Origin of the sequence: Actinomadura sp. SCN-SB, from assembly GCF_043906805.1 — a bacterium.
Classification (GTDB): Bacteria; Actinomycetota; Actinomycetes; order Streptosporangiales; family Streptosporangiaceae; genus Spirillospora.
Window position 1 is genome coordinate 25,674 of sequence record NZ_JBIMPP010000006.1, and the last position, 13,899, is coordinate 39,572.

Annotated in this window: 10 protein-coding genes; 8 read left to right on the plus strand and 2 right to left on the minus strand. The window is 74.3% G+C overall.

Annotation, left to right across the window (positions count from 1 at the left end; translation table 11 throughout):
- The first annotated feature begins 402 nt into the window (after window positions 1-402).
- From ACGWYJ_RS05590 to ACGWYJ_RS05600, 3 genes are all read left to right on the plus strand, one after another.
- Window positions 403-1,719: a hypothetical protein gene (locus tag ACGWYJ_RS05590; RefSeq protein ID WP_395104486.1), complete on the plus strand. Its 1,317-nt coding sequence runs from the start codon at window positions 403-405 to the stop codon at window positions 1,717-1,719.
- On the plus strand, window positions 1,716-3,017 hold the full coding sequence (locus tag ACGWYJ_RS05595) for an oxygenase MpaB family protein (RefSeq protein WP_395104487.1): 1,302 nt from the start codon (window positions 1,716-1,718) through the stop codon (window positions 3,015-3,017). Before ACGWYJ_RS05590 ends, ACGWYJ_RS05595 begins: the two co-directional genes overlap by 4 nt.
- Before the next feature lie 62 nt (window positions 3,018-3,079).
- Complete coding sequence (locus tag ACGWYJ_RS05600; RefSeq protein WP_395104488.1) at window positions 3,080-6,313, plus strand: ATP-binding protein; 3,234 nt, start codon at window positions 3,080-3,082, stop codon at window positions 6,311-6,313.
- Here ACGWYJ_RS05600 and ACGWYJ_RS05605 read toward each other — a convergent pair.
- The gene (locus ACGWYJ_RS05605; protein ID WP_395104489.1) at window positions 6,296-7,243 is read right to left on the minus strand and encodes a LysR family transcriptional regulator; all 948 of its coding nucleotides are present in this window, start codon (window positions 7,241-7,243) and stop codon (window positions 6,296-6,298) included. The genes ACGWYJ_RS05600 and ACGWYJ_RS05605 overlap by 18 nt on opposite strands.
- 147 nt (window positions 7,244-7,390) lie before the next feature.
- Here ACGWYJ_RS05605 and ACGWYJ_RS05610 point away from each other — a divergent pair, with 147 nt between their 5' ends.
- The 4 genes from ACGWYJ_RS05610 (at window position 7,391) to ACGWYJ_RS05625 (ending at window position 12,021) form a co-directional block, all read left to right on the plus strand.
- On the plus strand, window positions 7,391-8,260 hold the full coding sequence (locus ACGWYJ_RS05610; protein WP_395104490.1) for an FAD binding domain-containing protein: 870 nt from the start codon (window positions 7,391-7,393) through the stop codon (window positions 8,258-8,260).
- Entirely contained in the window at window positions 8,257-8,742 is a 486-nt protein-coding gene (locus ACGWYJ_RS05615) for a (2Fe-2S)-binding protein (RefSeq protein WP_395104491.1), read from the plus strand. Before ACGWYJ_RS05610 ends, ACGWYJ_RS05615 begins: the two co-directional genes overlap by 4 nt.
- A 103-nt stretch (window positions 8,743-8,845) precedes the next feature.
- Window positions 8,846-11,230, plus strand: a complete 2,385-nt coding sequence (locus ACGWYJ_RS05620) for an aerobic carbon-monoxide dehydrogenase large subunit (RefSeq protein ID WP_395104492.1) — start codon at window positions 8,846-8,848, stop codon at window positions 11,228-11,230.
- Window positions 11,227-12,021, plus strand: a complete 795-nt coding sequence (locus tag ACGWYJ_RS05625; RefSeq protein ID WP_395104493.1) for an XdhC family protein — start codon at window positions 11,227-11,229, stop codon at window positions 12,019-12,021. Before ACGWYJ_RS05620 ends, ACGWYJ_RS05625 begins: the two co-directional genes overlap by 4 nt.
- 11 nt (window positions 12,022-12,032) lie before the next feature.
- Here ACGWYJ_RS05625 and ACGWYJ_RS05630 read toward each other — a convergent pair whose 3' ends face one another.
- Window positions 12,033-12,509, minus strand: a complete 477-nt coding sequence (locus tag ACGWYJ_RS05630; protein WP_395104494.1) for a MarR family winged helix-turn-helix transcriptional regulator — start codon at window positions 12,507-12,509, stop codon at window positions 12,033-12,035.
- Between the two features lie 98 nt (window positions 12,510-12,607).
- Between ACGWYJ_RS05630 and ACGWYJ_RS05635 the strand changes: the two genes are divergently transcribed.
- Entirely contained in the window at window positions 12,608-13,666 is a 1,059-nt protein-coding gene (locus ACGWYJ_RS05635; RefSeq protein WP_395104495.1) for an amidohydrolase family protein, read from the plus strand.
- Window positions 13,667-13,899: the final 233 nt, after the last annotated feature.

Below are 13,899 nucleotides of genomic sequence, written 5' to 3' on the forward strand. Positions count from 1 at the left end.
CCGACGAACGACTTTGGGATTCCGTCCCTGGAACGCGTATCGGGAAGTACCCATTATTTCCCAAAGCGCGCCGGGTGGCCGGAACAGGACACGCTCCCGCGCCCCGCCAGGCCCGTGCTGGTGGGGCTGGCGGCGTTCCCGCTCGCGTTCGCGCTTCGCCGCCGAGCGGGTCCTGGTGGCGCCCGCCGATCTCGCGCCCGGGACGGCACCACCGCCGACGTCGACCTCAGGCTGAGCGAGGCCGGCCGCGCCGCCCCCGAGGACCCGCGGGTTCCCGAGAGGCGCCGTGGCCTGACCCACCGCCTCGTGAACGAGGTGACGGCTTGGGCTCCTGTGTCCTATGACATGTACGCGGGCGCAGGGGAACCGCTAGCCTCCGGGGTGCCAACGGGGTGATGCGATATGTCCACCGATCCTGTGACCGCCGACGACGTGCTGCGCGTGGCGTCCTACCGCGACCGGGCCCCGGCCCGACAGGCGATGGTCATCGCGCACGTCTACCACCTGCTCGCCCGTGACCTGGGGACGCGTGCCGGACGGGACGAGGCCAACTGGTTCGCGTTCGCGACCTGGAGCTCCAAGGCGATCGCGGAGGGCCTGGACCTGTCCGACGGCTCGCCCTTCCTGGCGGGCCTGGCCGCCAGGCTGGGGCTGCCGCCGTGGTGCGGCCACCCGTTCCGCGCGCTGACGCTGCGGCTGCTCGGCCCCAGCTACCAGCTCGGCCTCACCCTGGCCAACCGGATGATCTTCCTGGAGACCGGCAGCCTGGCCGCGGGCCTGTGGCGGGACGGCCGGGCCGCGTCACCGGCGGTACGGCCGCGGCGTCCCAGGCCCGGGGAGCCCGTCGAGGTCCGCCCCGTGTTCCTCAGCGACCTGGTCGCGCCCGCCGACGAGGCGTACCTGGACGCGGTGTCGTCCCTCCTCACGCGCGCCGCCGGGACGCGGGACGCGCGGCTCCGCGCGGAGCTGGTGTTCGGCGCGAACATCGCGATGTCGGCGTACGAGCAGGCACGGGCGCAGAAGGCGCTGGAGCTGGTGCTCTACCGTCCCGTGCGCTGGGTCATGCGGGCCTCGTGGCGGACGCTGCTGGCGATGGTGATGCGGCGCCCGTTCCACCGCCTGGCGCTCTACACCCAGCCGCACGAGAGCGTGCCCTGGCCGGTCCGGGTCGCGGAGTCGCTGTGGGCCCGCCTCTACACGCGCTACATGGGGACACTGCGCACGCCCGTCAGCGAGATCCGGCTCAGCAAGCCGCTCAGGCCGCCGCCCGGTGCCGCCGCGCCGCCGCTGACCTGGCAGGTGCAGGACGCGGAGGTGCGCAAGCTGGTGGAGACGTTCGTCCCCGACCCGGAGAGGGCCGAGGACGGTGTGGCCGACTGGCTGGACTACCCGGAGCGGATGCGCTTCATCGTCGCCTACTTCCGCGCCTACCTGGCCGTCCCCGAGCTGTTCGGCCCGCCCTACGGCCCACCGCTGGCCGCCGAACTGGAGGCCGAGGCGGCGGTGGGGACGCTGCCCGAGCCGGTGCGCAGCGCGTGGTTCCGTAAGAAGATCGACCGCTACGAGGACAGGGCGAAGAGGCCCGGCCTGCGCGGATGGGTGGTGCGCCGCTTCTACCGCTCGCCCGTCCAGTACGACCCCGACGCGCTGGAACTGGCGCGGATCGACCTCGGCGCGCACGCCACCGCGCGGACCACCGCCCCGGAGCCGCGGCCATGACGCGGACGACGCCGGCGCGGTGGACCCGTGAGCAGTTCGAGCGGCTGCGCCACGCCGGTGACCCGGAGGTCGACGAGGCCGCGGCCGCCTACCTGCGCGACCACCCCGAGCTCGGCGACGCCCGCGCCGCCGTCGGCGCCGTGATCCGCGAGCTGGGGAACGCCAAGCGCCGCGCCCGCGGCGGCGCCGCCGGCCCGCAACGGGACGCCACCTCCATCCTGGACGAGCTGGGCGGCGACCGGGACCTGCCCGGCTGGGCGGGCGACGACGCCAAGATCGAGCGCGGTCAGCGGGTCTTCCACGACAACGGCCTCTACCAGGCCGCGGTGCTGTACTGCGCGTGCCTCCCGCTGGCCTACGCGCACGAGTCCAGCGCCATCGTTCTGGCGGGCGTCTCCGACCTGGGCACCCGGAACCTGACCCGCCGCGTCGCCGAGACCGGGCAGATGCTCGTCGACGTGATGGCGCTGCGCGGCCCGGACACCCTCCGCCCCGGCGGGCCCGGCCACACCTCGGCGGTGGGCCTGCGCGTCCTGCACGCGTTCGTCCGCGCGCTGGTATGGGAGCGCCAGCGGGCCGGGAAGTGGGACCCGGACTGGGACGGCGAGCGTCACGGCGCCCCGGTCAACCAGGAGCTCCTGCTGGCCACGCTCATCGACTTCAGCGGCGTCACCTGGAGGGCGATGGAGCGCTTCGGGGTGGAGCTGTCCCGGGCCGACAAGGAGGCCAACCTCTACACCTGGAGCGTCTTCGGCAACCTGATGGGCGTGGCGTCCTGCCGCGAGAGGCCGCTGTCGCTCTCCGACGCCGACGAGATCATGGCGTACTTCAGCGGTACGCTCGGCACCTGCGAGGAGGGCCGGCGGCTGATGGCGGCGCTGCTCGCCGGGATGGAGTCGTTCATGCCGCTGGGATGGCGCAAGCTGCCCCGCAGCCTGATCCACTGGGTCTTCCGGGACTGGGGCGACGGCGTCGAGCGCGTGCCCGGCCTGCTGGCGGTGCCCCGGCCCGCCTGGTGGTCGGTGCCGCTGTTCGGCCTCGCCCGGTTCCTGCGCCGCCACGAGCGGATCCCCGACCCGGTGCGCCCGGTGATCCGGATGCTGATGCGCAAGACCGGGAGGTGCGCGATCCTATGGTTCACCGACCATTTCGCCGATGGGCGCGCGCCGTTCCGGATCCCTCCGGAGCTGGCCCGCTCCTGGCGGATCCGGCGGGCCGGACGGATACGCCGGCGGACGCGGCGCGCGGTGCGCGGCTCCCTGGGCAGGCGCCCGGCCCTGTCCGCGAACGCCCCCTAGAACCCGCCTTCAGAACCCGCCATGTGTGAGCCCGCGTGAGTCCCAAGCGAGAACCGGGGGCCGTGACGACGGCCACCGTCCTGTGCGCCGACATCGTCGGGTCGTCCGAGGCCCCGGACGTGGAGCGGCTGCTGCGCTCGGCCGCCACGGCGTCCGGCGCGGTCTCCCTCCAGGACCGGGACGGCGGGCTGATGGCGGTGTTCGAGTCCGTCACCGCGGGGCTCGGCGCGGCGCTGGTCGCCGAGCGCGAACTGGCCGGTGAGGAACGGTGGGCGTCCGGGCCCGTCGCGGTCCGCGCCGCCCTGAGCGTCGGCGATGTCACCTGGGACGAGGAGGGCGTTCGTGGCAGGCCCCTGGCCGAGGCGGCGCGGCTGGCGGGCATGGCGGAGAGCGGCCAGGTGTTGTGCACCGACCAGGTGCGCGGCCTGGCGGCCTTCGGGGATCCCGACCTTCCCTTCGGCTATCTGGACGAGCCGCGGGTCCACGAGTTCCGGTGGCGGGACCTGCACCCCGCGGGCGACGATCCGCTGCCCCCGTGGCTGGACGGGCGGCATCCACCCGGCGTGGTCGGCCGCGAGACCGAACTGGCCGAGTTACGGGCGGAACTGTCGGCGGCCGAGGCCGGCACCCGTACCGTCCTCGTCACCGGTGAACGGGGCGAGGGCAAGACCGACCTGCTGTCGGCCGTCGCGCGGGAGGCGGCGCGCCGTGGCTTCACGGTCCTGGCGGGGCGCTGCCACGATCCCGCCCGGGAGGCGTACGAGCCGATCGCGGGCGCCGTCCGGCGGCTGGCGGGCACCTCCGCGGTGCGGCTGCTGCGCGCCGGGGTGACCGAGGCGGAGGAGTGCCGGCAACTGGCCAGGCTGGCGCCCGCGCTGTCCGGGCCGCCGCTGGGGATGACCGTCCCGCCCGACGACGATCCGGTCTCCGACCGCTACCGGCTGGTCCGCGCGACGCGGACGCTGATCGAGCGGCTGGCGCGGGTGCGCCCGGTGCTGCTGGTGGTGGACGACCTGCACCGCGCCTCGGCCGGGTCCCTGGAGATCCTGCGCTCCCTGCGCTGGGACGAGTCGCCGCCCAGGCTCCTGGTGCTGGTCACCGCGCGTCCCGGCCAGGGGGTGAAGCCGCGCGGCCTCGACCGCCGCGTCTCGCTGCGCCCCCGCAGGTTCGACCGCGCGCAGATCGCCGCGATCCTGGCCGCCGCGCCGGACGTCGAGCTCGCCGCCCCGGAGGCGGCCGCGGCCCGGCTGCACCACCAGACCGGCGGCGACGCGCTGCTGGTCACCGAGGTGGTGCGGGAGCTGATGGCGGGCCGCGACCTGGACGAGGTGCCGGTGGCCGACTCGGCCGCCCGCATGGTCGCCGACCGGCTGGACCGGCTGTCGCCCCGCGCCCGCGCCGTGGCGGACCTGCTGGCCGTGGGCGAGCGGATGCGGCACGAGACGCTGCGGGCCGGGCTCGGGTTCGACGGCGTCCAGTTCGCCGGGGCGGTCGCGGAGATGACCGCGGCCGGGCTGCTGACCCAGACCGCGCGCTGGTACCTCCGCTTCTCGCACGAGCCGACCCGCGAGGCGGTGTACGCGGCGCTGCCGGAGTCCCGGGCGGCGGAGCTGCACGGGCGGGTGGCCGACCTGCTCCTCGAACACGAGGCGCGGACGCTGGGGACCCGCCCGTACGTCCTGGCGGGGCATCTGCTGCGCGCCGCGCGCGCGAGCGCCGGGATCGGGCGCGTGCGGCAGGCGATCGGCGCGGTCGGCCGCGCCGCCGAGGAGGCACTGGCCCGGCTCGCCCACGCCGAGGCCGTGACCTGGTACGAGGGCCTGCTGGACCTGCTCGACCTGGACCCCGGCACCTCGGCCGAGCGGCGCGCCGAGACGCTGGCGGCGTGCGGCCGGGCGATGTGGCTGGCGGGCGACTCCCGGTCGTGGCGGACGCTGCAGAGCGCCGTGGAGCCGGCCCGCCGGAGCGGGCGGGACGACCTGATCGTGGCGGTGGCCTCCACCGGCGACCGCGGCTTCTTCAGCACGACCGCGGCGATCGACCCGGACAGGATCGCGCTGCTGGAGGAGGCGCTGCGCCTGGTCGACCCGGCCGACCTGCGTACCAGGGCGCTCCTCACCGCGCAGCTCGCCGCCGAGCTGACCTGGGCGTATCCCGGTGGGGGGACGACCCCCCACACCCCCCGGCAAGGGCGTCCGGGGCGGAACCCTCCGCTCCGCGAGGGCTCCGCTCCGGGTTCCGCCCCGGACGACGGCGAGCGGCGCTTCACCCTGAGCGACGTGGCGCTGGGCTGGGCGCGGGCGGCCGGTGACCCGCGCATCCTGGTGCGGGTCCTGGGGCTGCGGAACCTGACGGTCGTCCCGGAGGGCACCCCGGAACGGCGCCGCGCCGAGACCGAGGAGATGCTGGCGGCGGCCCGCGCGACCGGGGACGACCTGGCGCTGTTCCACGCGACCTTCCAGGGCATCTCGGGGATCCTGGACACCGGCGACACCGAGGAGGTCACCCGCTGGCTGGACCGGGCGGGCGAGCTGGCCGGCCGGCTGGCGCAGCCGCACCTGTTCTGGCTGGTCTCCTTCTCCCGGGCCGCGCTGCTGCTGATGCGCGGGCGGATCGACGAGGCGGAGAGCGAGGCCGAGCGGTCGCTGCGGCTCGGCCTGGAGATCGGGCGGGAGTACGAGGCGCCCGCGTTCTTCGCCGAGCAGACCGGCGAGATCCGCAGGCTGCGCGGCCGTCTCGGCGAGGTACGGGACGCGGTCCGCCGCGCCGTCGAGGACCGCATGCCCGACCCGGCGCACGTCCTCCTGCGCTTCCTCACCGAACTGGACGACGAGGCGGCCGGTCCGGTGCTGCGCCGGATCGTCGGCGAGCACGGCGTCATTCCGCCGCGCAACATGGCGCAACGTCCCGCCCTGGACAACCTGGCGCTCGCCGCGTCCCGGCAGGGCGCCGACGACCTGCTCGACCCGCTCTACAAGGCGCTGGAGCCGCACGGCGACACGTTCGGGCACTCCGCGGTCGCGCACCACTGCGGCCACCACTACCTGGCCCACCTCGCCGCGGCGTCCGGGGACCCCGCGCTGGCGGCCGAGCACTTCGAGGCGGCGGCGGCCGTCCACGAACGCTGCTCGGTGCCGCTGCTGATGGCCGAGTCCCTGCTGGACTGGGCCGACCTGGACGCCCGTACGCCCGGCACGGCACTGGCACCGCCCGGCCTGCGCGAACGGGCCGCCGGCCTCCTGACCGGCCGCGGCGCCGCCCTCCTGGAACGGCGCCTGTCAGGCACCGGGCGTTGAGTTCCAGAGGGTCACGTACACCGGCGGGCGGAAACGGGACGGCGGGACGCCCGACCCCGGGCTCCGCATGATGTGCAGGGCGTCGGCGGTGGCCAGGAACCGGCGGAACGCCCCGGCCAGCGGCGGCCTGCGTGCGGCGGCGAGCGTCGTGACATGCCACTGGATCTTCACGGGCGTCGCGGCGGTGGGCACGATCCGCAGCTCGCCGCGCTGCACCCGATGCCCGACCAGGTGCGCCAGCGCGACGGCCAGCCCGTCGCCGTCCGAGGCGGCGGCCCACGCGGCGGTCTGGTTGGGGTAGACGCGGACACGGTCCTCGGGGACCTTCAGGCGCCGCAGCAGCAGGCTGGTCTCGCTGGACGGGTCCGTGCCGGACGGGTCGACCAGCCACACCGGCGGCGGTCCCGGCCTCCCGCGCGGAGGCCCCACGGCGACCAGCCGCGCCCGGAACACCGGCTCGCTGACCAGGTCCGGCTCGTCCCCCAGGTCGGGTCCGATCGCCACGTCCGCCAGCCGGCTGTGCAGCAGCACCGGCACCTCCTTGCCGGCCACCACGCCCGCGCTGCCGTCCACCTCCCGCGCCGAGCGCTTGGTGAACGTCTCCAGCAGGGGAGTGGCGACGAACTCGGCGATCGCCGCCGTCGCCACCACCCGCAACGTCTCCGGCGCGCCCCGCGCCGCCCGCACCGCCCCCTCGGCCTCCGCGCCGAGCGCCACCATCTGGGAGGCGACCGGCAGGAGCCGCGCGCCGCCCGGAGTGAGCGCCATCCCGCCGGGGCCGCGTTCGATCAGCGGGTCGCCCAGGTGCTGCCGCAGCGCGGTCAGCGCCTGCGACACCGCGGGCTCGCTCACGCCCAGCGCGCGCGCCGCCTCCTTCACCGACCCGAGCCTGGCGACGAGCACGAACGCGCCGAGCTGCGTGAGCGTCATGCGCCCAGTCTGTCCCGTTCCGGCCGGCGGGTTAAGGGATCGGTTATTCGCCGGTTGTGGCCGCCTCCGGCCTGGGATGACAATCCGGCCACGTTGCCACGGCCCGGGCATGCACGTCCCGACCCCGTCCACCCCTGAGGGGGCGCCATGCAGGTACCGGCAAGGTTCGAGTACGAGCGCGCGACGAGCGTGGAGGAGGCGCTGGCCCTGCTCGCCCGGCACGGCCCCGAGGCGCGCGTCGTCGCGGGCGGGCACAGCCTGATCCCGATGATGAAGCTGCGCCTGGCCGAGCCCGAGGCGCTCATCGACATCAACGACGTGGAGGAGCTGTCCTCCATCAGGATCGACGGCGACATGCTCTGCGTCGGGGCCCTCGTCCGGCACGCGGAACTGCTGGACTCGGCGGTGGCGGGCGAGCACTTCCCGATCCTGCACGACGCCGAACGAGTGATCGCCGACCCGGTGGTGCGCAACCGCGGCACCGTGGGCGGCTCGCTGTGCCAGGCCGACCCGTCCGAGGACCTGTCCGCCGCGTTCGCCGCGCTGCGCGCCCTGGCGGTGATCCGCGGCCCGGAAGGCGAGCGGACCGTGCCGATCCGCGAGTTCCACGTCGGCCCGTACGAGACGGTCGTCGCACCGGGCGAGCTGCTGACCGAGCTGCGCGTCCCGATCCGCCCGGGGGGATCGAGCGCGTACGAGAAGGTCGAGCGGCGCGTCGGCGACTGGCCGCTGGCCGCCGCCGGCGCCGCGCTCCGCCTGGACGCGGACGGCCGGATCGTCGAGGCCGGCATCGGGCTCACCGCCGTCGGCGCCGAGCGCTTCGTCGCCGCCGAGGCCGAGGACGCGCTGCGCGGCGCCGAACCGTCCGACGCGGCCTTCGCCGAGGCCGGGAGGCTCGCCGCCGAGCACTGCTCCCCGTCCTCCGACCAGCGCGGCCCCGCCGACTACAAGCGGCACCTGGCCGGCGAACTGACCACCCGCGCGCTCCGCCGCGCCTACGAGAGGTGCCGCGTATGAACATCACGGTGACCGTGAACGGGCAGGCGTACACACGCGACGTGGAGCCGCGCCTGCTGCTGGTCCACTTCCTGCGGGACGAGCTGGGGCTCACCGGCACGCACTGGGGCTGCGACACCTCCAACTGCGGCGCCTGCGTGGTCTGGCTGGACGAGGTGCCGGTCAAGTCCTGCACGGTGCTGGCGGTGATGGCGTCCGGCAAACAGGTCCGCACCGTCGAGGGACTGGAACGCGACGGCGTCCTCGACCCGGTGCAGCAGGGGTTCAGCGAGTGCCACGGCCTGCAGTGCGGGTTCTGCACGCCGGGCATGATGATGACGGCCCGGTGGCTGCTGGACCACCGCCCCGACCCGTCCGAGCCCGAGATCCGCGAAGCGCTGTCCGGGCAGATCTGCCGGTGCACCGGCTACGAGAACATCGTCCGCGCCGTCCGCTGGGCGGCGGAACACCCGGCCGCGGAAACCGAAGGAGCGGCGCCATGACGTGCTCATGGTCGCGGCTTCGCCGCTCCGGGTCATGGCGCTGTGGCGCCTTGTCTTCCCTCGTCGTTCGTTCCTCACTCCTCAGTCCAGACAAGGCGGCGCCATGACGGAAACCCAGGCAAGGCCGCGGCATCACGGGTTCGGGCGCGTGCCGCGCAAGGAGGACGCCCGGTTCATCCGCGGCAAGGGCAACTACGTCGACGACATCAAGCTGCCGGGCATGCTGTACGGGGCCGTCCTGCGCAGCCCGCACGCGCACGCCCGCCTGGTGTCCATCGACACCTCGGCCGCCGAGGCGCATCCCCAGGTCCGCGCGGTGATCACTGGGAAGACGCTGGCCGGGCTGAACCTGGCGTGGATGCCGACGCTGTCGGCGGACGTGCAGGCCGTCCTGGCCACCGACAAGGTGCGCTTCCAGGGCCAGGAGGTCGCGTTCGTCGTCGCCGAGAGCCACTACGCGGCGCGCGACGCGCTGGAGCTGATCGACGTCGACTACGACCCGCTGCCCCCGGTCGTCGACGCGCGCAAGGCCCTGGACCCGGACGCCCCGGTGATCCGCGACGACGTCGAGGGCCGCACCGACAACCACATCTTCGACTGGGAGGCGGGGGACGCCGCCGCCACCGACGCGGTCTTCGCGAGCGCGGACGTGGTCGTCGAACAGGACGTGCTGTACCCCCGCGTCCATCCCGCGCCGCTGGAGACCTGTGGCATCGTCGCCGACATGGACCCGGTGACCGGCAAGCTCACCGTGTACACCACCACCCAGGCGCCGCACGCGCACCGCACCGTGTACGCGCTGGTCGCCGGGCTGCCCGAGCACAAGATCCGGGTGGTGTCGCCGGACATCGGGGGCGGCTTCGGCAACAAGGTCGGCATCTACCCCGGCTACGTCTGCGCGATCGTCGGGTCCATCGTCGCCAAGCGCCCCGTCAAGTGGATGGAGGACCGCTCGGAGAACCTGATGACCACGTCCTTCGCGCGGGACTACCACATGCGCGGCGAGATCGCCGCGACCCGGGACGGCAGGATCCGCGGGATCCGGGTGAAGGTGCTGGCCGACCACGGCGCGTTCAACGGCACCGCGCAGCCCACCAAGTTCCCCGCCGGGTTCTTCCACGTGTTCACCGGCTCGTACGACATCGAGGCCGCGCACTGCGCGGTCACCGGCGTCTACACCAACAAGGCGCCCGGCGGCGTCGCCTACGCCTGCTCGTTCCGCATCACCGAGGCCGCGTACCTGGTCGAGCGGATGATCGACGTGCTGGCCGGCGAGCTGGACATCGACCCGGCCGAGCTGCGGATGCGCAACCTGCTGCGCCCCGAGCAGTTCCCGTACTCCTCGGCCACCGGCTGGGAGTACGACTCGGGCGACTACCCGGCCACGCTGCGGCACGCCATGGACATCGCCGGGTACGAGAGGCTGCGCGAGGAGCAGGCCGAACGCCGCCGCGCCGGCGACGGGCCGCTGATGGGCATAGGGATCAGCTTCTTCACCGAGGCCGTCGGCGCGGGCCCGCGTAAGCACATGGACATCCTGGGGCTCGGCATGGCCGACGGCGCCGAGCTGAGGATCCATCCCACCGGCAAGGCCGTCCTGCGCATCTCCGTCCAGACCCAGGGGCAGGGCCACGAGACGACGTTCGCGCAGATCGTCGCCGAGGAGCTCGGGATCCCGGTGGACGACGTCGAGGTGGTGCACGGCGACACCGACCAGACCCCGTTCGGGCTGGGCACCTACGGGTCCCGGTCGACGCCGGTGTCCGGCGCCGCCACCGCCGTCGTGGCCCGCAAGGTGCGCGAGCGGGCCAGGATCGTCGCCGGGGCGATGCTGGAGGCCGATCCCGAGGACCTGGAATGGGTGCCGGGACGCTGGCAGGTCCGCGGCGACCCCGGCTCCGGCGCGACCATGCAGGAGATCGCGATGGCCGCGCACGGCAGCGTCGAGCTGCCGGAGGGCGTGGAGGGCCATCTGGACGCCACCACCGTCTACAACCCGCCGAACCTCACCTACCCGTTCGGCGCGTACATCGCGGTCGTGGACGTGGACCCGGGCACCGGCAAGGTCACCGTCCGCCGGTTCATCGCGGTGGACGACTGCGGCGTCCGCATCAACCCGATGATCGTCGAGGGCCAGGTGCACGGCGGGCTCGCCGACGGGGTCGGGATGGCGCTGATGCAGGTCATGGCGTTCGACGAGGACGGCAACCACCTGGGCGCCTCGTTCATGGACTACCTGCTGCCGACGTCGATGGAGTGCCCGTCCTGGGAACTGGGGGAGACGGTCACGCCGTCCCCGCACCACCCGCTGGGCGCCAAGGGCGTCGGCGAGTCCGCCACGGTCGGCTCGCCCGCCGCCATCGTCAACGCCGTCGTGGACGCGCTCAAGCCCTACGGCGTGCGGCACGCCGACATGCCGCTCACCCCGGCCAACGTCTGGCGCGTCATGCAGGGGAACCCGTTCCGGACGGATCTGGCGATCCCATGATGGACCAGCTCGACCGAGCCGAACGGCTCCGCAGCGAACGGACCCCGTTCGTCCTGGCCACGGTGGTGCGCGCGGAACGTCCCACCAGCGCCAAGACCGGTGACCGTGCGCTCGTCCTCCCCGACGGGACCCTTGAGGGCTTCGTCGGGGGGTCGTGCGCGGCCTCGACCGTGCGCGCCCAGGCGCTGGCCCTCCTCGACTCCGGGGAGTCCACCCTGCTGCGCATCACCCCCGGCGCGGACGAGAGCGCCGACGCGCCGGAGGGCCTGGTCACGGTCAGCAACCCGTGCCTGTCCGGCGGGACGCTGGACCTGTTCCTGGAGGCCGTGATCCCGCCCGCGCTGATCCAGGTCTACGGTGACGGCCCGATCGCCCGCGCCCTGGCCGACGTCGGCACCGCCGCCGGTTACGACCTGCGTCCCACCGCGGACCTGGACGCGCCCGTCATCAGGGACGCCGCCGCCCTGGTCGTCGCCACCCACGGCCACAACGAGGAGGCCATCCTTCGCGCGGCCCTCGACGCCGGCATCCCGTACATCGGCCTCATCGCCAGCCGCAGGCGAGGCGCCGCCGTCACCGCGTCCATCGAGGGCGGCGACCGTGTGCACAGCCCCGCCGGCCTGGACATCGGCGCCCGGACCGCGCCCGAGATAGCCCTGTCCTTACTGGCCGAGATCGTCTCGGAGCGGCCCCATGCGGCACGCCGGGCCGTCCACGAGACCCGGCATGCCGCCCAGGAGGCCCGGCACGAGGAGGCCGGGCACGAGGAGTCACATCACCACTGCCACTGAGGGCGTGCCGGTCAGCCGGCCGGTGCCGGTGGCTCCACGAGCCGGCGGAGGAGGGCGGCGAGCTGGTCGCGTTCGTCCGGGCGGAAGCGGCCGAAGATCCGCTCTCCGACGTCGGCGGCGATCTCCCGGGCCTCCGCGAGGACGCGCTCGCCTTCGGGGGTCGGGGTGACCGAGTACGCCCGCCGGTCCTGGGGCGTGCGCTCCCGCCGGACGAGGCCGGCGTGCTCCAGCTCGTCGATGAGCCGGACCATCGTGGACTTGTCGATGCCGGTCATGTCGATGAGACGCCGCTGGCTCGACGGCCCGTAGGTCCGCAGGGTGAGCAGCATCGTGTACCCGCGCACGTCGATCCCCAGCGGGCGCAGCGCCCGGTTCATCGCCCCCCGGCTGGTGTTGTGGGCCCTGGCGAGCAGCATGCCGAGCCCGACGTGCCGGGTGGCGGGGTCGGCCGCCTCGGACAGGAGCCGTTCGAGCAGGTCGTCGAGCATGGGCCCCATCTTAGGCCCTTTTGATATAGTCTCATTTGAGACTGTCTCAGCAATGCCTAACTCCGTGCGGTGGCCCGACGAGACCAGGGGAGACCCTCATGCCCGGAATGACCCGCCGGCGCGCCCTCGCGGCGTCCGGCCTGACCGCTGTCGCGGCGACCGTGCCCGCCGTCCCCGTCACGGCCGGCACCGCCCGCCCGCCCGCGCGAGGCAGGATCGACGTCCACCACCACGCCGTCCCGCGCGGGATGCGCGAGTGGGCGGAGCAGCAGGGACTGATCCCGCCCGGCGGCGGGCCGTCCTGGGCCGACTGGAGCCTGAAAGCCACGCTCGACACCATGAAGGCCAACGACATCGCAGCCGGCGTCGCCTCCGCGCCGATCCCGGCCGAGGTGTTCCAGGACCGGGCCGTCGCCGCCTCCGGCGTCCGGATCTGCAACGCGTCGATGGCCGGGCTGGTACGGTCCCGCCCCACCCGGTTCGGCTTCTTCGCCAACGTCGCGATGCTCCACCCCGACCTCGCGCTGGAGCAGATCGCGTACGCGTTCGACGAACTGGGCGCCGACGGGGTGCTCCTCAACACCTCGGCCGACGGCCGCTACCTCGGCGACCCGATGTTCGACCCGCTGTTCGCCGAGCTCGACCGGCGCGGAGCGGTCGTGTTCACCCATCCGTTCGCGCCCAAGGGCATCGTCGAGGTCCCCGGAGTCGAGGAGTACATCGGCGACTTCCTGCTGGACACCACGCGGACCGCGCTCAGCCTCATCGCCGCCGGAACGCTGGAACGGTACCGCCGGGTGTCCGTCGTCCTGTCCCACGCCGGCGGGTTCCTGCCGTACATCGTCGGCCGCGCCGAGGGCTGGGGAAGGGAGGACGGCGGCCCCGACCCGGCGAGGATCCGGTACGCGCTGCGGCGCTTCTACTACGACACCGCCCTGCCGATGTCGCCGTACGCGACGCCGTCCCTGCTGAACGCGGTCGGCGCCGACCGGGTGCTGTTCGGGACCGACTGGCCCGCCAACACCGCCCCGGAGGTCCGCGTCAACACGCGCGACTTCGACCGCGACCCGGGCCTGGGCGACCGCGAGCACCGGGCCATCGGCCGCGACAACGCGCTGCGCCTCCTGCCCGGCCTGGCCAGGAGGATCGGCCGCTGACGGCTCCCGGCCCGGGCCCGTCCACGGCGGCGCCGAACGGCGCGTGGATCACGGACCGCGCAGCGAGGCCGCCTCCTGGACGGCCCGCTCGCCGGGATGCCAGGGCGCCTGGGTCACGGCCGAACCGATCACGCGGTACGACAGCCCGGACGCCGCCGAGGACAACGAGGGCCGAGTTCGAGGAGGCGGGCCCGCCGCAGGCCCCACCGCGGGAGCGAGCGGGCCCGGGCCGG